This window comes from Stutzerimonas frequens, assembly GCF_024448335.1.
Lineage (GTDB): Bacteria > Pseudomonadota > Gammaproteobacteria > Pseudomonadales > Pseudomonadaceae > Stutzerimonas > Stutzerimonas frequens.
In genome coordinates, this window is the sequence record NZ_JAMOHM010000002.1 from 255268 (window position 1) to 274728 (window position 19461).

A 19461-nucleotide genomic window follows, 5' to 3' on the forward strand; every position below is an offset into this window, starting at 1 on the left:
CGTCACTCGGCGAACCGGCGGAACACCAGCGAGCCGTTGGTTCCACCGAACCCGAAAGAGTTGGACACGACGACGTCGATCGGCCGCGGCTTGGCCTGATTCGGCACAAAGTCGAGGTCACAGCCCTCGTCCGGCTCCTCCAGGTTGATCGTCGGCGGCGCCACCTGATCCCGGATGGCCAGAACGCTGAAGATCGCCTCCACGGCACCGGCCGCACCGAGCAGGTGACCGACCATGGACTTGGTCGAACTCACCGACAGCTCGTAGGCGTGGTCACCGAATACGCTGCGAATGGCGGCAGCCTCGGCCTTGTCGCCAGCCGGCGTCGAGGTTCCGTGAGCGTTGATGTACTGCACCTGCTCGACGTTCAGCTGGGCGTCGTTCAGCGCATTGCGAATGCAGCGCGCCGCACCGGCTCCGTCGTCGGGTGGCGAGGTCATGTGGAAGGCGTCTGCGCTCATGCCGAAGCCGATCAGCTCGGCATAGATATGCGCACCGCGTGCCTTGGCATGTTCGAGCTCTTCGAGCACCAGCGCCCCGGCTCCGTCGGAGAGCACGAAGCCATCGCGCCCCTTGTCCCACGGCCGGCTCGCCCCTGCCGGGTCATCGTTGCGCGTGGAAAGCGCGCGCGCCGCGGCGAAGCCGCCAATGCCGAGCCCGCAGGCCGCCATCTCGGAACCGCCGGCAACCATCACGTCGGCCTCGCCGTAGGCAATGTTGCGCGCGGCCATGCCGATGCAATGGGTGCCTGTGGTGCACGCTGTGGCGATCGCATAGTTGGGGCCTTGCAGGCCAAGGTGAATCGACAGGAAACCGGACACCATGTTGATGATCGAGCCAGGCACGAAGAACGGCGAAATACGCCGCGGCCCCTGCTCCATCAGTGCCTTGCAGCTGTTCTCGATGTTGGTCAGGCCACCGATACCCGAGCCCATTGCCACGCCGATTCGCTCGCGATTGGCATCGGTGATCTCCAGACCCGAGTCACGCACAGCCTGAAAACTCGCAGCGAGGCCATACTGAATGAAAAGGTCGAGCTTGCGAGCTTCTTTCGCTGGCAGGTACTGCTCGACATCGAAGCCTTTGATCGACCCGCCAAAACGAGTGGAGTAGGCCGAAAGATCCATGTGCTCGATCAGGCCGATACCACTGCGACCAGCAAGAATACCCTGCCAGCTGCTCGGCACATCGTTACCCAGAGGCGAAAGCATGCCCATCCCGGTGACTACGACGCGTCTACGCGACACAGCGATTACTCCTATACCTAAACGTACTTGGCTCACTCCTGCCGCGACAGGAACGGTTCGAGCGCAAGGCAAGCGCCCGCAGTCTCGATAAAACCCCTCTCAAAGAAAAGCCGCACTACCCGATCAAGGCAGTGCGGCTTTCTTGATTCCGAGCGGATTACAACTTACTGCGCGTGCGCGTTGATGTAATCGATGGCTTCCTGAACGGTGGTGATCTTCTCAGCCTGCTCGTCCGGGATCTCGGTCTCGAATTCCTCTTCCAGAGCCATCACCAGCTCAACGGTGTCAAGAGAGTCGGCACCCAGGTCTTCGACGAAGGAAGCGCTGTTGGTTACTTCCTCTTCTTTAACGCCAAGTTGCTCGGCAACGATTTTCTTGACGCGTTCTTCGATGGTGCTCATACCTTGTTTTCACTCCTATGGAAAAATCAGGCAGCTGGTTTGCGCGGTAGTGTATAGAAAGCGTTTTCCGCATTTCAAGCTGGAAGCAGGCAAGCATGACGCCGCCTTCAACCATCTATCTATAAATCAGCTGCAGTTTTATAGCTAATTTAAAGACAGCCGTTATGACTGTCCTCCTGCGTTTGGCGTCACACTCAGCTCATGTACATGCCGCCATTCACCGGCACCGTGGCACCGGTAACATAGGCAGCGCCGTCAGAAGCAAGGAAAGCAACGACCTTGGCAATCTCTTCGGCCTGACCGAGACGCCCCAGGGGAATCTGCCCCAAGAGCGCATCACGCTGGGCTTCCGGCAACTCGCGAGTCATGTCGGTGTCGATGAAACCAGGCGCCACGGAGTTCACCGTAATGCCACGCGAACCGACTTCCCGCGCCAATGCACGGCTGAAACCCTCCAGTCCGGCCTTGGCTGCGGCGTAGTTTACCTGCCCGGCGTTACCCATGGCACCAACCACCGAACCGATATTGATGATCCGCCCCCAGCGCGCTTTGGTCATGCCACGCAGCACGGCCTTGGAAAGGCGATACAGACTGTTCAGATTGGTATTGATGACGTCATACCATTCGTCATCCTTCATGCGCAGCATCAGGTTATCGCGGGTGATCCCGGCGTTGTTGACCAGAATCGCCGGCTGCCCGAGGTGCTGCTGAATGTGCTCCAGCGTGCTGCTGACCGATTCGTCATTACCGACATCGAGCACCAGACCTGCACCTTCGATACCGTTTTCCTTCAGCGTTTCGGCGATGCGCTCGGCGCCTGAAGACGTGGTCGCCGTCCCGATCACGATGGCACCCTGACGGCCCAGCTCAAGGGCAATGGCCTGGCCGATGCCGCGGCTCGCACCGGTTACCAGTGCCACCTTACCTTGCAGATTCATAGCGTTCTCCTTGTTCATGCCAATGCACCACGGGTCGCGGCAAAGGCTTCGGGGGTGTCGAGATTGTAGGTGCTGACGCCCTTGACGCAGCGCTTGTTGAGACCGGACAGCACCTTACCGGGGCCGCACTCGACCAGCGAAGTCACGCCGCGATCACCCAGGACCACCATGGATTCGACCCAGCGCACCGGGCTGTACAGCTGAGCCAGCAGATCGCGCTTGAGCGTATCCAGATCGGCCACCACCGCGGCACTGACGTTCTGCACCAGCGGGATCTGCGGCGCCTGCCAGGCGATCGCCTCGACCGATGCGGCGAAGCGCTCGGCTGCGGGGCGCATCAGATCACAGTGCGATGGCACGCTGACCGGCAGCGCCATCGCGCGCTTCGCGCCTTTGGCCTTGCAGGTCTCGATGGCGCGCTCCACGGCCGCAGCACTACCGGCGATGACTACCTGACCCGGTGCATTGAAATTGACCGCACTGACCACCTCACCCTGAGCGGCCTCGGTGCAGGCAGCCAACACATCGGCATCTTCGAGACCGAGGATAGCCGCCATGCCACCCTGGCCGGCCGGCACCGCCTGTTGCATCAGCTGACCACGCAGCTCGACCAGCTTGACTGCATCGGCGAACGGCAGGCTACCAGCGGCAACGAGTGCGGAATACTCGCCGAGGCTATGTCCGGCAACGAAAGCAGGCCGCGCACCACCCTCCGCTTGCCACAGGCGCCAGAGCGCAACAGAAGCAGCGAGAATGGCCGGCTGGGTCTTGTCAGTCTGATTCAATTGCTCTTCCGGGCCCTGCTGAGTCAGTGCCCACAGGTCGTAACCCAACGCAGCGGAAGCCTCGGCAAAGGTATCGATTATCACGCTCTGCTGAGCACCAAGCTCGGCCAGCATGCCGAGCGATTGCGATCCTTGGCCAGGAAAGACGAAAGCGAGTGATGCAGACATGAAAACGACTCTCTTATAGGTTCTGTTCGTCTGAAGAACACGCCCGTGCAGGCGTACCGAATTTCAGTTGGATGACCAGCCATCTCCAGCGGTCACATCATCCGCCCCACTGGATAGCCTATCGCCAGAGAGAAATTGCCCCAGACGACTGCGCAGCTGCTCCGGAAGATCATGCTCGACATCCTGCGTCGCACGACGAATGGCCGCCTTGAATCCATCCGCGCCGGCGCTACCGTGACTCTTGACCAAAATTCCCTGCAACCCAAGAAAACTAGCACCGTTGTATTGCGCCGGGTTGAGTTCCGCACGCAATCTACGCAACAGCGGCAACGCAGCTGCGCCGACGATGCGCGCCGCGACCGAGCGACGGAACAGCGCCTCAACCTTGGCGACCAGCATCCCGGCCAGTCCCTCACTGGATTTGAGCAACACGTTACCTACGAACCCATCGCACACCACGACATCCGCTTCGCCGCGATACAACCCATCACCCTCGATGAAGCCACGGTAGTTGAGACCAGGAGCCTGCTGCAGCAGCGCAGCGGCCAGCTTGACCTGCTGGTTGCCCTTTATCTCTTCCGTACCGACGTTCAACAGCGCAACGCGCGGCTGCTCTGTCCCGAGGGACTCCGCGGCCACAGCGCCCATTATCGCGAACTGGTAGAGCTGCGCGGCCGGGCAATCGACGTTGGCGCCGAGATCCAGTAGCAGGCAAGGCGCGCCTTGCGTCGGAAGCGCGGTCACCATAGCCGGCCGATCGATCCCGGGAAGGGTTTTCAGCACCTGACGCGCCAGCGCCATCAGCGCACCGGTATTACCGGCGCTCACACAGGCTTGCGCATTACCGTCACGCACCTGCTCGAGCGCCAAACGCATCGACGAACGAGGCTTGCCGCGTAACGCTTGAGCAGGACGCTCGTCCATCGCGACCATCTCAGGTGCATCGACGATTTTCAGGCGCGAGTGATCGACGCCGGAATGCTTGGCAACCAGCTGTTCAAGAAGAGAGGATTGGCCGACGAGGACCAGATGCAGCGAGGAGTTTTCAGCCAGACAAGAAAGACTGGCCGGAACAATGCAGTGGGGACCGAAGTCCCCACCCATTGCATCGATCGCGATGACCGGAGCGGACAAGGATTACTCGTCAGCGCCCTTGTCGATCACCTTGCGACCACGGTAGAAACCGTCCGGGGAAACGTGGTGACGCAGGTGAACTTCACCGGTGCTCTTTTCCACGGACAGAGCGTTCGGCTCGAGCGCGTCGTGAGAACGACGCATGTCACGGGCGGAACGGGATTTTTTGTTCTGCTGAACAGCCATTTGGATCAACTCCTAAACGTTTGGGTCACGCTTTAACTGCGCCAGTACGCTGAACGGGTTGGACCGCGTTACCTCGTCCTCACTCGGCTCAGGCTCATCTGGCCCAACCGGCGGCTGGCAAATTTCAGGGTCATGGAGTGGAACAATGGGCAGAGCGAGCAACAACTCGTCTTCGACCAGCGCCAGCAGATCCAGAGGATCCTCTCCCACTTCCAGCACGTCGTAGCCCTTGGGCAGGTGCTGACTGCTCGCCCCTTCATTCACAACGGCATAATCGCACTCGCTATGAATTGGCAGAACAACCGGCTCCAGACAGCGCTGGCAGATCATCTTGACCTCAACGTCGAGCTGACTGTGGATCACCACAGTACGCTGCTCGTCGCGCCCAAAGGCAAAACTGGCGCGCACCACACCCTGATCATCTTCGAGAGGATCGGCGAGCCGCTTGAGCTGCGACAGCTGCAGCTCACCCTCAAGAGTGGCCGCTCGGTCAGCGAGCTTGCGCGGATCAACGTGCGGAGGTATCGGTCCTTTCAACATAAGCGCGGCATTCTAGGGAGGAGCCTTTCGGCTGTCAAAGGAATTCCGCCCATACGCGCCGCCCACTTACAATTGCCGACCCATGCATATAAAGGAAGGACTCATGCGCCATCTGCTGCTTGCCTCCAGCTCCCGCTACCGCCAGCAATTGCTTTCGCGCCTGCAGGTTCCATTCGACAGCTGCTCTCCCGATATCGACGAAACCCCCATGCCAGGAGAAGGTGCGGAGCAACTGGTGCGTCGACTGGCCGAACATAAAGCCCGAGCCCTGGCAACCAGCCACCCGAACCACCTGATCATCGGATCCGACCAAGTGGCCGTGCTGGATCAAAAGATTCTCGGCAAGCCCGGGTCGACAGAGCGCGCAAAGGAGCAATTGCAGGCTGCCAGCGGCAAAAGCGTTCGATTCCTGACCGGCCTGGCCGTGCTCGATAGCGCAACCGGCCGAATCCAGGTGGACTGCGTACCATTCACCGTGCACTTTCGAACGCTGGACGAGGCACTGATCGAACGCTATATCAGCATTGACCAACCCTTCGACTGCGCCGGCAGCTTCAAAGCAGAAGGGCTGGGCATCAGGCTGTTTAGGGCAACAGAAGGAACAGACCCGACCAGCCTGATTGGACTACCACTGATTCGCCTGACGGACATGCTGCTGAACGAGGGGATCGAAATCCCCTGACACTACCTCAGCATTGGCCCCTGCACACCGACCAGCATTGCCAGACGCTCGGCGACGCCCGCCCCGAGCTTCTTGGTGAACCGATCGAGCGGCGATTCCTTGACCGTATAGTCGACCATTTCCGGCTCACCGATCACTTCGCGCGCGACGTGAGCGGTACTTCCCAGGCCATCAACAAGCCCCAGCTCGAGAGCCTGCTCGCCCGACCAGATGAGCCCCGAGAACAGTTCGGGGTGCTCGGCATCCTGAAGCCGCTCACCCCGACCGCGCTTGACGCTATCAATGAACTGCTGGTGAGTAGTGGCCAGCACCTCACGCCAGAACTCGGTCTCCTCGGGATTTTCCGGCTGAAACGGATCCAGGAATGCCTTGTGCTCGCCTGCCGTGTAGACCCGACGCTCGACACCCAGCTTCTGCATGGTATCGACAAAGCCGAAAGTGGCTGCCGTAACGCCGATCGACCCCACCAGACTGGACTTGTCGGCATAGATCTCATCTGCCGCACTGGCGATGTAATAGGCACCCGAGGCACCCAGATCGGTGATCACGGCATAGACCTTGATGGCCGGGTACTCGCCGCGCAAACGGCGAATTTCGTCATAGATGTATCCCGACTGCACCGGACTGCCGCCGGGGCTGTTGATGCGCAGGATCACGCCTTTTGTATTCGCATCTTCAAACGCTGCCTGCAAGGCCCCGACGACGTTGTCGGCACTAGCCGACTCTTCATCAGCAATCATGCCTCGCACATTGATGACCGCGGTGTGACTCTCCCGCACAGCCTTGTCTTTTCCGAACTGCAGTGCAGGCAAAAACAGCGCCAGCGCCCCGAACAAATAGATAAAGGTCAACAACTTGAAGAATATGCCCCAACGCCGAGCACGCCGCTGCTCCTGAACACCCGCAAGCAGGGTCTTCTCCAGCAACTTCCAACTGTTGCGATCGTCCTTGGACTCATCCACCGGAGCTTTCCATTCATCCGACATACGTATTCACCTCGGAACCAGCCATGGAGCGCAGCCAACTGCCGAGCCCCGAAAAACAATCGATCACCAGGCGCGGCTCGAACTGCTGCAGGACATGCAGCGGCTGCGCGCCGTAGCCAACCGCAACACTGTCCACCCCAGCGCGATTAGCCATCTGCAGATCGAACACCGAATCCCCGATCATCAGCGCCCGCTCCGGCCGAACACCGCAGTGCGCGAGGATCTCTTGAACCATCAGTGGATCAGGCTTGCTAGCCGTTTCATCCGCGCAACGCGTGATGTCGAACAGATCCTCCCACCCCTGCCCCGCCAGCACACGGTCAAGCCCACGGCGCCCCTTGCCGGTCGCAACCGCGAGCAAATAGCCAGCCTCGCGAAACTCCGAAAGCGCCTCGGTGACACCGGGGTATGGCATCGAAGGCTGAGCTTCCAATCCCAAGTAATGGTCGGCGTAGTGCTGACGAAACGCCTCGACCAGCGCCGTATCGACCTGATTCGGGTACAGCATCTCGATAGCTTCAGGGAGCGCCAGCCCAATGATGCCCTTGACCGCCGCATCGTCGACCTGCGGCAGACCACAGATCCGAGCAGCAACATGGATCGATTCGACGATACGCCCGATCGAGTCGACCAGCGTGCCATCCCAGTCGAATATCAGCAGCTGGTAGTTACTCACCAAGTCGCTCCAGCGTCCTCGCCCACATTTCATCCACCGGGGCCTCCAGCGACAGCTCGCCACCATCAGGGAGCGGCACCTTCAAGGCATAGGCGTGCAGAAACAGCCGTTTGCCGCCCAGATCGCGGATCTCACGAGTGAACTCTTCATCGCCGTACTTGCTGTCACCGGCGATACTGTGGCCTGCATGACGAGCATGGACTCGTATCTGATGGGTACGCCCCGTCACCGGCTTGGCCTCGACCAGAGTGGCAAATTCGCCAAAGCGACGAAGTACGCGAAACAGCGTCAGCGCCTCCTTGCCGTCGTCGGTCACTTCGACCATCCGCTCGCCGGAGCGCAGGGTGTTCTTCAACAGCGGCGCACTGACCTGCTTCTTCGATGTCTCCCAACGCCCGCGCACCAGCGCCATGTAGCGCTTGTCGACACCATCCCCTCGCAGGGCCTGGTGCAGATGGCGAAGCATGCTGCGTTTCTTGGCCACCATAAGCAGGCCGGACGTATCCCGATCCAGACGATGGACCAGTTCGAGCTCCTTGGCGTCAGGACGGAGCTGACGCAAGGCCTCGATCACTCCATAGCTCAGCCCACTGCCGCCATGCACGGCGATACCGGCGGGCTTGTTCAGCACGATAAGCGACTTGTCCTCATAGACGATGGCGTTTTCCAGCCGCTCCAGCAGTCCCTGCGCAAGCGGCTCCGGCTCATCGCGCTCCGCCAGCCGCAACGGCGGAACGCGCACGAGATCGCCCGCCTGGAGCTTGTACTCAGGCTTGATCCGCCCCTTATTCACCCGCACCTCGCCTTTACGCAGAATGCGGTAGATCAGCGTTTTGGGGACCCCTCTGAGCTGGGTTCGAAGGAAGTTGTCGATGCGCTGGCCGGCAAGTTCCGGCGCGACCTCGAGTATTTGCACACCGGAGGTCTGGGAGGGGGTATTGGTCATCGCGGCATGATACCAATTTTCATGGAATTGAAGCACTTAAACATTGCTGTTATAGTCGCGAACGCCGCCAAAAGCGGTCAGGTCACAGGATGCCAGCGATATCGCCATCCGTGACCGGCAAACAATGTTCGAGGACGTGAGGCCGTCCGACGGAGCTTCCCTCAAGTAGCGGTGAAGTTGCGAAACAAGCCTTGAAGACATGATGCGTGCCCCTTAGGGGAATCGCGATAATCGACAACCCGCTCCCCGGATTCTGCGAGCGGCACCCGATTTTCAAAGTATGCGTGTTGGGTGGAGATGCACAGCATCGGATTGCGTAGCAAAGGCTTTCACAGACGTTTCATTCCGTCCGCTACCGATGCCTGATTCCTCCTCCCGAACCATTGCTTCTGTTCCGACAGCAAGCAGGAGACGTCGTCGCGACGCCGGCCCATTTGGCCGCACATCGCTGGACACTGGAGTGCCTTACAACCATTCCTGACTCACCTGACACCGACCGCGAGAGTCGTGTGTGCCGAACGCCGTTTCCGGATGCCACGGAAACCGACGGTACTACATGAAAAGAATGCTAATTAACGCAACTCAGCCTGAAGAGTTGCGTGTTGCACTGGTCGACGGCCAACGCCTGTTCGATCTGGACATCGAATCCGGTGCCCGCGAACAGAAAAAAGCCAACATCTACAAGGGCAAGATCACCCGCGTCGAGCCCAGCCTCGAAGCCGCTTTCGTGGACTTTGGTGCAGAACGCCACGGCTTTCTTCCTCTCAAGGAAATCTCCCGCGAGTACTTCAGCAAGGCACCTGAAGGCCGTGTGAACATCAAGGACGTCCTGCGCGAAGGCCAGGAGGTCATTGTTCAGGTCGAGAAAGAGGAACGCGGCAACAAGGGCGCCGCCCTTACCACCTTCATCAGCCTTGCCGGCCGCTACCTGGTGCTGATGCCGAACAACCCCCGTGCGGGCGGCATTTCGCGCCGCATCGAGGGCGAAGAGCGCAACGAGCTGCGCGAAGCGCTGAATGGCCTCAATGTCCCTGCCGATATGGGCCTCATCGTACGCACCGCCGGCCTGGGTCGTTCCAGCGAAGAGCTGCAATCGGATCTGGACTACCTGCTGCAACTCTGGACCGCGGTCAAGGAGGCGTCCCAAGACCGTGCTGCCCCGTTCCTGATCTATCAGGAATCCAACGTCATCATTCGCGCCATCCGCGACTATCTGCGCCAGGATATCGGCGAAGTGCTGATCGACAGCGTCGAGGCACAGGACGAAGCACTGAGCTTCATCCAACAAGTGATGCCGCAGTACGCCAGCAAGATCAAGCTCTACGAAGACTCCGTTCCACTGTTCAACCGTTTCCAGATCGAAAGCCAGATCGAAACAGCCTTCCAGCGTGAAGTGAAGCTGCCTTCCGGCGGTTCCATCGTTATCGACCCGACCGAAGCCCTGGTGTCCATCGACATCAACTCGGCGCGAGCTACCAAGGGTGGCGACATCGAAGAAACGGCGCTGCAGACCAATCTGGAAGCGGCCGAGGAAATCGCACGCCAGCTGCGCCTGCGCGACATCGGCGGCCTGATCGTGATCGACTTCATCGACATGACGCCAGCCAAGAACCAGCGCGCCGTCGAAGAAAAGATGCGCGAAGCCCTGGAAGCCGACCGCGCACGCATCCAGGTCGGCCGCATCTCGCGTTTCGGCCTGTTGGAGATGTCGCGCCAGCGCCTGCGCCCATCCCTGGGCGAAACCAGCGGCATCGTCTGCCCACGCTGCAATGGCCAGGGCATCATCCGCGACGTCGAATCGCTGTCATTGGCAATCCTGCGCCTGATCGAAGAAGAAGCCCTCAAGGATCGCACCGCCGAGGTTCGCGCCCGCGTGCCCTTCCAGGTCGCAGCATTCCTGCTCAATGAAAAGCGCAACGCGATCACCAAGATCGAACTGCGCACCCGCGCACGTATTTTCATCCTGCCGGACGACCATCTGGAGACGCCGCATTTCGAAGTGCAGCGCCTGCGTGACGACAGTCCCGAGGTCGTTGCCGGTCAGGCCAGCTACGAGATGAGCCAGAGCGAAGCCGAAGAAGTCCAGCCGGTCAGCTCGACTCGCACCCTGGTTCGCCAGGAGGCCGCGGTCAAGACCGCACCGCAGCGCAGCGCCCCCGCCAGTGCCGCTCAGGCACCTGCCGAAGCACCCGTGGCCACGCCTGCACAAGAACCGAGTCTGTTCAAGGGCCTGATCAAATCACTGGTCGGCCTGTTCGCAGGCAAAGCCGAGGAGCCACAGGCCGCTGCGCAAGTGGAGAAGAAGCCGGCATCCGCCCGCCCGCAGCGTAACGACGAGCGCCGTAGCGGTCGCCAGCAGAACCGCCGGCGCGACTCGCGTGGCGGACGTGATGACGAGCGCAAATCGCGTGAAGAACGCCAGCCGCGCGAAGAGCGCCAATCCCGCGAGGAACGCCAGCCTCGTGAAGAGCGGCAAGAGCGCCAGCCGCGCCCACCTCGCGAGGAGCGCAAGCCCCGCGAGCAGGCAGAGGCCGGCGAAGCCCAGCCACGTCGCGAACGTGCCCCGCGTGAAGAACGCAAGCCCCGTGAAGAGCGCAAGCGTGAGCTGCGTGCACCGATCGACGAGGCACCGACAGTAGCGCAGGAAGAGCAGGCCGAGCGCCAGCCTCGCCCCCCGCGTGAAGAGCGCAAACCGCGTGCCGAGCAGCCGGCCGCAGCTGCGGACGAGCTGCTGCAGCAGGCCGTCGAAGCGGGCGAAACCGAAGACGCTCAGGAAGCCAATGAAGGCGCCGAAGGCAACGAGAGCGAGCGCCCACGTCGTCGCTCCCGTGGCCAGCGCCGTCGCAGCAACCGCCGTGAACGCCAGCGCGATGCCAACGGCAATGAGATCGAGGAAGTCGATGAGCGCAATGCCCCGGTGAAAACCGAAGAAATCGCCATCGCTGCAACTGCTGCCGCTCTGGCCGCCAACACCGCCGATACCGAGGCTGCGCCGCAGGCAACGCTGGCCGAAGACTCAGTGATTCAGACCAGCAGCGAAGGCGTCGCGACGATCGTCGAGCACGCACCGGCCACCGAGGCCCCTGTTACCCAGGAAATGGACGAGCGCAAGGTTCTCGAGGAGCCGACCGCGCCCGAGGCCACGGTCGAGGCTCCGGTACAACCGGCTGAAGAAGCGCCGAAAGAGGTAGCGCAGCCCGCTCAGCAGGCAGCGGCTCCGCAGCCTACGCCCGAGCCGGTGGTCGAGAAGACCGAAGCGGCACCGGTTGCCACCCCGGCGTTGACGCCGAGTGGTCGCGCGCCCAACGATCCGCGTGAGGTCCGTCGCCGTCAGCGTGAAGCCGAGCGCCTGGCCAAGGAAGCGGCTGAAGCCGAAGCCAAGGCCGCTGCGGAACAACCGCTCGCTAGCCCGGAAATCGTCGCCAGTGAACCTGTCGTCGAAGCCCAGCCGGAACAGCCAGCCGCTGAGCAGGTAGCCGACGTCCAGCCCGAGCAGACAGTAGAGCCGGTGCTTGCCGAGGAACAGCCTGCGGCTGAAGAGAAGCCGATCGAACCGACCACCGAGCAGGCACCATCTGCCGATGCAAGCGAGCGTGATCCGCTGGCATCGCTGACCGGCGAGACGCCTCAGCCTGCTACCGATGAATCGGAGCAGCCTGCTCAAGGAACCGAGCCGGACAGTCGTGAGAAGCCGCAAGGCTAAAACGACACTGCTGTTGAAAGGGGATGCTTCGGCATCCCTTTTTTATTTCTGTTGTCCCGTCCTGAACAAGGTCTACACCTCGCTCGAGCACAGCGGAGCGGGCGAACGGAACAGCACATACGAAAACGCCCAATGCATCGCATCGGGCGTCAGGTACGGGGGCTGTCATTGGAACCAGGCTGCCGCCCAGGCCATCGAACGACCATCAGAGCACGTTCGGCTCGATCTCCAGGGAGACACCGAAGCGCTCGATCAGGTCGGCCTGAATTCGTCGCGCCAGCTGCAGCAGCTGCTCACCGGTGGCCTGTCCATAGTTCACCAGCACCAGCGCCTGCAGCCGATGCACACCGGCGTCGCCATCACGAAACCCCTTCCAGCCCGCCCTTTCGATCAGCCAGCCGGCCGCCAGCTTCACCAGGCCGTCATCCTGTGGATAAGCCACCAGATCGGGATACGTCTCGCGAAGTGCATGCGCCGTCTCGGCGGACACCAGCGGATTCTTGAAGAAGCTTCCGGCATTGCCCAGCTCTCGTGGGTCCGGCAGCTTTTCACTGCGAATGGCGCAGACCGCACGACTCACATCCATTGCCGTAGGCTCGACGATCCCCTGCTCCGCCAGCCGCTGGCGGATCGGGCCGTACTCGAGATGCAAGGAGGCCTGGCGGCGCAGAGCGAAACGCACCCGCAGGATCAGATAGCGCCCCGGCCGCTGCTTGAAAACGCTGTCGCGATAGGCGAATGCGCAGTCGGCCAGCGCGAAGTCCCGAAGCGCCCCGGTTTCGATATCCAGTGCCGTGAGACCGGAGAATACATCCTTGATCTCGACGCCATAGGCGCCGATGTTCTGAATCGGTGAAGCGCCCACGGTCCCGGGGATCAGGCTCAGGTTCTCCAGCCCGATCAGGCCCTGCTCCAGACTCCAGAGCACAAAGGGATGCCAGGGCTCCCCGGCTTCCACCTCGACGATCACCTGACCGGTCGACTCGTCGATGATCCGCTTGCCTCGACTGGCCATGTGCAGCACCAGGGCCGACACATCGCGAGTCAGTAGCAGGTTGCTTCCGCCACCGAGCGGCAGAAGCGGCACCCCGAGCTGGCGCGCACGGGCAATCGCCTCATGCACATCGGCATCACTGTGGGCCTCGGCGAAGTACCGGGCGCGCTGGTCGACGGCAAAGGTGTTGAACGGCTTGAGGGAGCGGTTGGCTTCTATGGTGAGGCTCACAGTCGTCCCTTTATCTCGGCGAGCAGCGCATCACTGGCTTCTTCGATGAGATTCAGCACGTTGTCGAAACCGTCTGCTTCGCCATAGTAAGGATCGGGCACTACATCGCAGCCAAGCCCGTAGCGACGCAGCAGCAGGTCGACTTCCGCCTTGGCGCCGTGCTTCGGGCGCAGAGCCTGCAGCCGTGCCAGATTGTCGTGATCCATTGCCAGGATGAGATCGAAGCGCTGGAAGTCCGCAATGGAAACCTGCCGGGCGCGCAAGGCGTCGAGCGTGTAACCACGCCGTCTCGCCGCCTCGCACGCGCGCTGGTCTGGCGCCTTGCCGACATGCCAGTCGCCGGTTCCGGCCGAATCGATTTCGACTCGCGCGCCAAGGCCGGCCTGCTCGATCCGCTGGCGGAACACACCCTCGGCCGTGGGCGAACGGCAGATATTGCCCATGCAGACGAACAGCACCTTCATGTCAGCCACCCAGCAAACGGCGAACCCGATCCAGGTCCTCAGCCGTATCGACCCCGGCGGGAGGAGCTTCGACGGCATCGGCGACATGGATGCGCCGCCCATGCCAGAGCGCACGCAGCTGCTCCAGACACTCCGTATCCTCCAGCCAGCACGGCCCCCAGGACACGAAGTCGGCCAGGAAGCCGGCGCGATAGGCATAGATGCCGATGTGCCGCCGGTAAGGGACTGCGGGCGGTAGCTGGCTGCGGTCCACGGCAAAGCTGTCACGCGCCCAGGGCAGCGGCGCGCGGCTGAAGGTCAGCGCCAGGCCGTTGATATCCGAGAGCACCTTGACCACGTTGGGATTGAACAGCGCCTGCGCATCTGCCAGCGGTTCGGCCAGCGTAGCGATGGCCGCCTCCGGATGCTCTGCAAGGTTGGCGGCGACCTGGTCGATCACCGCTGGAGGAATCATCGGCTCGTCGCCCTGCACGTTGACCACGATGGCATCGCCAGGCAGCCCGAGCTGCTCGGCCACCTCGGCCAAACGATCGGTGCCGGAGTTATGCTCGGCGCGGGTCAGCACGACCTCTGCGCCAAACGCTGTGCAGGCATCGACGATGCGCTGATCATCGGTGGCAATCACTACACGCTGGGCCGCGCTCTTGCTCGCCTGCTCCCAGACGTGCTGAATCATCGGCTTGCCGGCGATGTCCTGCAGCGGCTTGCCGGGCAATCGGGTCGATGCGTAGCGGGCCGGAATGACGACGGTATAGGCGGTGCTCATTTGTCCAGACGCTCATCCACATCCAGAGTACGCGCTTCGCTCTCGAGCATTACCGGGATGCCGTCACGCACGGGAAAGGCCAGGCCATCGGCCTTGCAGATCAGTTCCGACTTGTCCTCGGCGAGCTTCAACGGCCCCTTGCATAGTGGGCAGGCCAGAATGTCGAGCAGTTTGGTATCCATGCGCAGTCCTTGGAAGCGATCGACCGCGGCAGCAGGTCGAGCGGCTTAAGAGAGATCGGGCAGCAATCGCGCCAGCTGATCGTCGAACCAGGTAACGAACGCCGTGGAGGGCACGGCCTGCACCTGCAGATACGACCAACCCGGGGGTGCGAACGCCCGGCATTTCACCGCGTCCTTCTCGGTCATCACCAGTGGCAGCTCGGGGCTGAACTTCAGCTGCTCCAGGCTGTAATCGGCGTGATCGGCGAAGGCGTGCGGAATCGGTCGCCAGTGTAGCGTCTCGAGCGTGTCGAAGAAACGCTGCGGGTTGCCGATACCCGCCACCGCATGCAACTGCTGGCCGGCCGGGTAACGACTGAGCGGCCAACACTCGCCGGAGCTCAACTCCACCAGCGCCACCGGGCGGAGGTTGAATGCATATCCATCATCGGAATCAGCCGTGGCGCCGTTGAACAGTACGGCATCCACCTCGTTCAACCGCACAGGCGGCTCACGCAGTGGACCGGCCGGTAGGCAGCGCCCGTTACCCAGCCCACGCGCGGCATCGATCAGCACCAATTCGAGATCGCGCGCCAGCCGGTAGTGCTGCAAGCCGTCGTCGGAGAGGATCAGATCGAGCGGCTCCTGCTCCAGCAAAGCGCGGACGGCGCGCGCGCGATCAGGATCGACCATCAGCGGCACACCAGTGCGCTGGACAATCAGCAAGGGCTCGTCACCGCAGTACTGCGCCGGATGCCCGGCGCGGACCCGCCACGGCAGCTCCGGCGGCTTGGCACCGTAGCCGCGGCTAACGACGCCGACACGCAGCCCGCGACGTTGACAGTGTTCGATCAACCAGAGGATCAGCGGCGTCTTGCCGGTTCCGCCGACGGTGATATTGCCTACGACGACAACCGGAACAGGAGCGCGATAGGCGGTGTTCGGATCTTCGAGGAAACGCCGGCGCCTGGCTCCGACCACGCGCCGGTACAGCAGCTCCAAGGGCGCCAACAGACGCAATGCCGGATGCCCCTGATACCAGGCACGTTGCAGGCGCTCGGCAAAGGACATCAGGGCGACGCCTGCGCCTCGACCGTGGTGATCCGCAGTTGGCCGAAGCCAAGCTTGCCAGCGGCATCCATCGCGGTGATGACAGCCTGATGCGGCGTCTTGCCGTCGGCGCTGATGATTATCGGCAACCGGTTGTCGCCGCCGGACTCCTTGCTCAGCGCAGCCATCAGCGAGTTCAGATCGCTCTTGAGCAGCGCCTTGCCGTTGAGCGAATAATTGCCAGCCACATCGATCAGCACCTCCAGCTGGCGGACCTCAGCATCCTGCGGTGGTGTGCCGCTGGCCGCTTCCGGCAGATCGACCTTGAGCTGCGTTTCACGGGTAAAGGTGGTGGTGACCACGAAGAACAGCAGCAGGATGAACACCACATCGATCAGTGGTGCCAGCCCGATCTCCACGTTCTCCCGGGGTTTGCGACGGAATTTCACGCCTTGTCCTCACCCAGATCGACATCGCGGTCGCCCTGTACCACTTCCACCAGCTTGATCGCCTCCTGTTCCATGCCCACCACCAGTTCGTCGACGCGACGCTGCAGGAAACGATGGAAGAACAGCGCGGGGATACCGACCATCAAGCCCGCAGCGGTGGTGATCAGCGCCTTGGCGATGCCTCCTGCGAGAAGCGGTGCGTTGGCCATGCCCGAGCCCATGAAGGCGCTGAAGATCTCGATCATGCCCAGCACGGTCCCCAGCAGACCGAGCAAGGGTGCAATGCCGGCGATGGTGCCCAGGGCGTTGAGATAGCGCTCCAGATCGTGAACGACGCGGGCGGCGGCCTCCTCGATGCATTCTTTCATGATCTCACGGCCACGCTTGGAATTGCTCAGGCCGGCGGCGAGGATCTCACCCAGCGGGGAGTCGGCACGCAACTCCTTGAGTTTCTGGTTGCTGAGCTTCTTCTCCTTGATCCACTTCCATACCTGGCCCAGCAGATGCGGAGGCGTGACACGGCTGGGACGCAGCGTCCAGAGGCGTTCAGCAACGATACCGGCGGCTGCGATGGAACACAGGATGATTGGCAGCATTATCCAGCCGCCTGCTTTGACCAGCTCCCACACGAGATGAATCCCCCTCGAAAAAGTGGCGCCACTCTAGCATAGGGTCGCTGGGTCGCCGACGGCCGCCGTTCTCATTTTTCCCGCCAGAATCGTCGCTGCGAGCGTTGCAGCTCTGGCGGCGAAAAACCGCCCAGATCGATCCGGATGGCGCCATGCAACGCGGTGTCGTAGGCCTTGATATCGAACGCCTCGAGCCGCGCGGTCACGCTCGGGTGCGGGTGGCCGAACGGATTGTGCAGACTTCGCGAGATCAGCGCGGCTTGCGCGGCCACGCCACGCAGAAACGGCTCCGACGAGGAGCTGCGGCTGCCGTGATGGGGCAGCAGCAGCCAGTGCGATGACATCTGCTGCTCACTTGCCAGCCAAGCCTGCTCGGCGGACTGGTCGATGTCGCCGGTGAGCAGGATTCGCTCACCGTTGGCCTCGACTTGCAGCACGCAGGACTGCTGGTTGCTGTCCTGCGCCGCCTGCCATTGCCACAGACTGAAGCGCACATCGTTCCATTGCCAAGCGCTGCCGCTTTCGCAACGTTCGGCGCCCAGATCCGGCGCGTGGCGAGACGGCTCGCCACTGACCACCCGCTCGACCCGGAGCAGCCGCTGGACCGCCTCCGCACCGCCCGAATGATCATTATCGGCATGGCTAAGCAACAGCAGGTCCAACCGGCTCGCGCCAAGGGTGCGGAGCGATGGGACCACCACCCGCTCGCCTGTGTCGAACTCGCCCTGCTTCGGCCCGGCATCGTAAAGCAGTGCATGCTCGCGGGTGCGCACCAGCACCGCCAGGCCCTGGCCCACATCCAGCACCCAGACCTGCGCTCGGCCCTCCGGGACCTCGACACGAGGCGGGAATGCCAGCGGCAACAACAGCACAAAGCCCAGCGAACGCAGCGGAATACCGGCTGGCAGCAACAGCAACAGCACACCCAGCCCGATCATCGCCAGAGCCCAGGGCGGCAGGCCGACCGCAATCCAGGCGGGCTGCCACGACGCAATCGCTGCCAGCACATCGAAAAGTAGTGCCAGCGAAAAGCCCACCATCGACAGCAACGCTTCGCCAGCCCCACCCAGCGGCAGCAGCAGCGTACCAAGCAACGCAAAGGGCACGGCGAGACTCACCCAAGGCACGGCAAGCAGATTGGCCAGCGGCCCGCTCGCGCTTATCGGCAGCCCCAGGGCGAGCAACAGCGGAAGCAGGCCGAGGGTGGCCGCCCACTGCGCCCGGGTCAGGGCCTTCCACCAGCGCCATGAACCGAGCCGCCCCGAGAACGCCAATGCCAGAACCGCCACCGCTCCAAACGACAGCCAGAACCCGGGCTGCAATGTCACCAGGGGATCGATCAGCAGGACGCCATCGAGCGCCAGCAGCAGCGGCAACCAGACGCCCAGATGGCGAAAGCGCAACCGCCAGACAAGCACCACCGTCACCATCAGGCAGGCACGACGCACCGGCACCTCGAAACCGGCCAGCCAGCCATAGGCCAGCGCACCGCTTAACGCCAGCCCGCACGCCCAAGGCAACCATGGCAACCACCGCGGCCACACGCCCAGGCGAGCCAGCAATGCGACCAGACCATAGAGCAGCCCCGCCAACATGCCGATGTGCTGCCCGGAGATGACCATCAGGTGGACGGTGCCGGTGTCCTGCAGCACCTGCCAGTCGCCGCGGCTCAAACCGGAATCGTCACCCACCACCAGTGCCGCGATGGCGCCCTGCCGATCGGATGCCGGAACGGCCATGAGCCGCGCCCGAAGCCGATCGCGCCATCCGTCGCTTGCCCTCGACGCCGTTAGGCGCTCACCCGCCTTGATCGTGCCGGTGGCGCCGATACGTCGCGCCAGCAACCAGGCTTCGTAATCGAAGGAATGCGGGTTGACCATGCCATGTGGCCGTTTCAGTCGCGCCGCCAGCCGCCAGCGCTCGCCGGCTTGTAGCAGCGGACCGTCATACCAGGACAGCCGCACCTTCGATGGCAACCCGGCATGGCGCGATTGGATGTCGTCGAGCTCGAAGCGCACCACATTGCCGATACGGCTGGGCAACCCCACTACCCGCCCCTCAATCCAGAACGTGCGACCGTCCATGGGCGCTGGCAACCGGTCGTCGATGGCGCTCTGGCTCTGGTAGCAGGCCCAGCTCAAGCCCAGCAGAAACAGGCCTGGCGCCACCCAGCGGACGCGCAGCAGCAGCAACAGTCCGACAGCCGCCAGCGCCGCACAGAACCATTGCGCGGGCAAGGCTGGAAGGAAGCGTGGCAGGACCAGGCCCGCGGCGAGCGCAAGCATCCATGTGCGCATTTTTTCAGACTCCAGAAATCCTTTCCGG

General features: G+C 62.5%; 20 protein-coding genes. 2 read left to right on the top strand and 18 right to left on the bottom strand.

The features are described 5' to 3' along the window. Positions 1-2: 2 nt before the first annotated feature. The 7 genes from fabF to NAO55_RS04020 all read right to left on the bottom strand — a co-directional run bounded on the left by fabF (position 3) and on the right by NAO55_RS04020 (position 5399). Positions 3-1247 (bottom strand): beta-ketoacyl-ACP synthase II, encoded by a 1245-nt coding sequence (fabF, locus tag NAO55_RS03990; RefSeq protein WP_102840170.1) that lies wholly within the window; start codon positions 1245-1247, stop codon positions 3-5. A 164-nt stretch (positions 1248-1411) separates the two neighbouring features. Then, positions 1412-1648: an acyl carrier protein gene (gene acpP / locus NAO55_RS03995; protein WP_003283670.1), complete on the bottom strand. Its 237-nt coding sequence runs from the start codon at positions 1646-1648 to the stop codon at positions 1412-1414. Between the two features lie 194 nt (positions 1649-1842). Beyond that, positions 1843-2586: a 3-oxoacyl-ACP reductase FabG gene (fabG, locus tag NAO55_RS04000; RefSeq protein ID WP_063539885.1), complete on the bottom strand. Its 744-nt coding sequence runs from the start codon at positions 2584-2586 to the stop codon at positions 1843-1845. Positions 2587-2600: 14 nt separating this feature from the next. Next, positions 2601-3539 (bottom strand): ACP S-malonyltransferase, encoded by a 939-nt coding sequence (gene fabD / locus NAO55_RS04005; RefSeq protein ID WP_102840169.1) that lies wholly within the window; start codon positions 3537-3539, stop codon positions 2601-2603. Between the two features lie 63 nt (positions 3540-3602). Then, the gene (gene plsX / locus NAO55_RS04010; protein WP_102840168.1) at positions 3603-4673 is read right to left on the bottom strand and encodes a phosphate acyltransferase PlsX; all 1071 of its coding nucleotides are present in this window, start codon (positions 4671-4673) and stop codon (positions 3603-3605) included. A 3-nt stretch (positions 4674-4676) separates the two neighbouring features. After that, positions 4677-4859: a 50S ribosomal protein L32 gene (gene rpmF / locus NAO55_RS04015; protein WP_003293518.1), complete on the bottom strand. Its 183-nt coding sequence runs from the start codon at positions 4857-4859 to the stop codon at positions 4677-4679. A 12-nt stretch (positions 4860-4871) separates the two neighbouring features. Then, positions 4872-5399: a YceD family protein gene (locus NAO55_RS04020; protein WP_063539888.1), complete on the bottom strand. Its 528-nt coding sequence runs from the start codon at positions 5397-5399 to the stop codon at positions 4872-4874. A 103-nt stretch (positions 5400-5502) separates the two neighbouring features. Here NAO55_RS04020 and NAO55_RS04025 point away from each other — a divergent pair, with 103 nt between their 5' ends. Then, positions 5503-6081, top strand: a complete 579-nt coding sequence (locus NAO55_RS04025; protein ID WP_063539889.1) for a Maf family protein — start codon at positions 5503-5505, stop codon at positions 6079-6081. 2 nt (positions 6082-6083) lie between these two features. Here the strand turns inward: NAO55_RS04025 and sppA are convergent, their stop codons facing one another. Genes sppA through rluC form a run of 3 tightly spaced genes read right to left on the bottom strand, consistent with a single transcriptional unit; the run spans position 6084 to position 8689 of the window. Continuing rightward, entirely contained in the window at positions 6084-7067 is a 984-nt protein-coding gene (gene sppA, locus NAO55_RS04030; RefSeq protein ID WP_102840167.1) for a signal peptide peptidase SppA, read from the bottom strand. Continuing rightward, positions 7057-7743, bottom strand: coding sequence for an HAD-IA family hydrolase (locus tag NAO55_RS04035; protein ID WP_102840166.1), 687 nt, complete (start codon positions 7741-7743; stop codon positions 7057-7059). The genes sppA and NAO55_RS04035 overlap by 11 nt, the downstream gene beginning before the upstream one ends. After that, complete coding sequence (gene rluC / locus NAO55_RS04040; protein WP_063539892.1) at positions 7736-8689, bottom strand: 23S rRNA pseudouridine(955/2504/2580) synthase RluC; 954 nt, start codon at positions 8687-8689, stop codon at positions 7736-7738. The genes NAO55_RS04035 and rluC overlap by 8 nt, the downstream gene beginning before the upstream one ends. Positions 8690-9245: 556 nt before the next feature. Between rluC and rne the strand changes: the two genes are divergently transcribed. Continuing rightward, positions 9246-12392: a ribonuclease E gene (gene rne / locus NAO55_RS04045; RefSeq protein ID WP_197932477.1), complete on the top strand. Its 3147-nt coding sequence runs from the start codon at positions 9246-9248 to the stop codon at positions 12390-12392. Positions 12393-12597: 205 nt separating this feature from the next. On the opposite strand, the gene murB is transcribed toward rne, so the two are convergent. The 8 genes from murB to NAO55_RS04085 all read right to left on the bottom strand — a co-directional run bounded on the left by murB (position 12598) and on the right by NAO55_RS04085 (position 19433). Beyond that, positions 12598-13617, bottom strand: coding sequence for a UDP-N-acetylmuramate dehydrogenase (gene murB, locus NAO55_RS04050; RefSeq protein WP_102840164.1), 1020 nt, complete (start codon positions 13615-13617; stop codon positions 12598-12600). Continuing rightward, a complete protein-coding gene (locus NAO55_RS04055; RefSeq protein ID WP_014597103.1) occupies positions 13614-14081 on the bottom strand; it encodes a low molecular weight protein-tyrosine-phosphatase in 468 nt (155 codons plus the stop codon). The genes murB and NAO55_RS04055 overlap by 4 nt, the downstream gene beginning before the upstream one ends. Position 14082: 1 nt before the next feature. Next, positions 14083-14847: a 3-deoxy-manno-octulosonate cytidylyltransferase gene (kdsB, locus tag NAO55_RS04060; RefSeq protein ID WP_102840163.1), complete on the bottom strand. Its 765-nt coding sequence runs from the start codon at positions 14845-14847 to the stop codon at positions 14083-14085. Next, positions 14844-15029, bottom strand: coding sequence for a Trm112 family protein (locus tag NAO55_RS04065; RefSeq protein ID WP_011913743.1), 186 nt, complete (start codon positions 15027-15029; stop codon positions 14844-14846). The genes kdsB and NAO55_RS04065 overlap by 4 nt, the downstream gene beginning before the upstream one ends. 45 nt (positions 15030-15074) lie before the next feature. Further along, positions 15075-16079: a tetraacyldisaccharide 4'-kinase gene (gene lpxK / locus NAO55_RS04070; RefSeq protein WP_102840162.1), complete on the bottom strand. Its 1005-nt coding sequence runs from the start codon at positions 16077-16079 to the stop codon at positions 15075-15077. Next, entirely contained in the window at positions 16079-16507 is a 429-nt protein-coding gene (gene pocB / locus NAO55_RS04075) for a flagellar polar localization protein PocB (protein ID WP_063539898.1), read from the bottom strand. Before pocB ends, lpxK begins: the two co-directional genes overlap by 1 nt. Continuing rightward, complete coding sequence (gene pocA / locus NAO55_RS04080; RefSeq protein WP_063539899.1) at positions 16504-17136, bottom strand: flagellar polar localization protein PocA; 633 nt, start codon at positions 17134-17136, stop codon at positions 16504-16506. Before pocA ends, pocB begins: the two co-directional genes overlap by 4 nt. Before the next feature lie 71 nt (positions 17137-17207). After that, positions 17208-19433 carry a DNA internalization-related competence protein ComEC/Rec2 gene (locus tag NAO55_RS04085; RefSeq protein ID WP_102840161.1) on the bottom strand — a complete coding sequence of 742 codons (2226 nt, stop codon included), beginning with the start codon at positions 19431-19433 and terminating at the stop codon, positions 17208-17210. Positions 19434-19461: the final 28 nt, after the last annotated feature.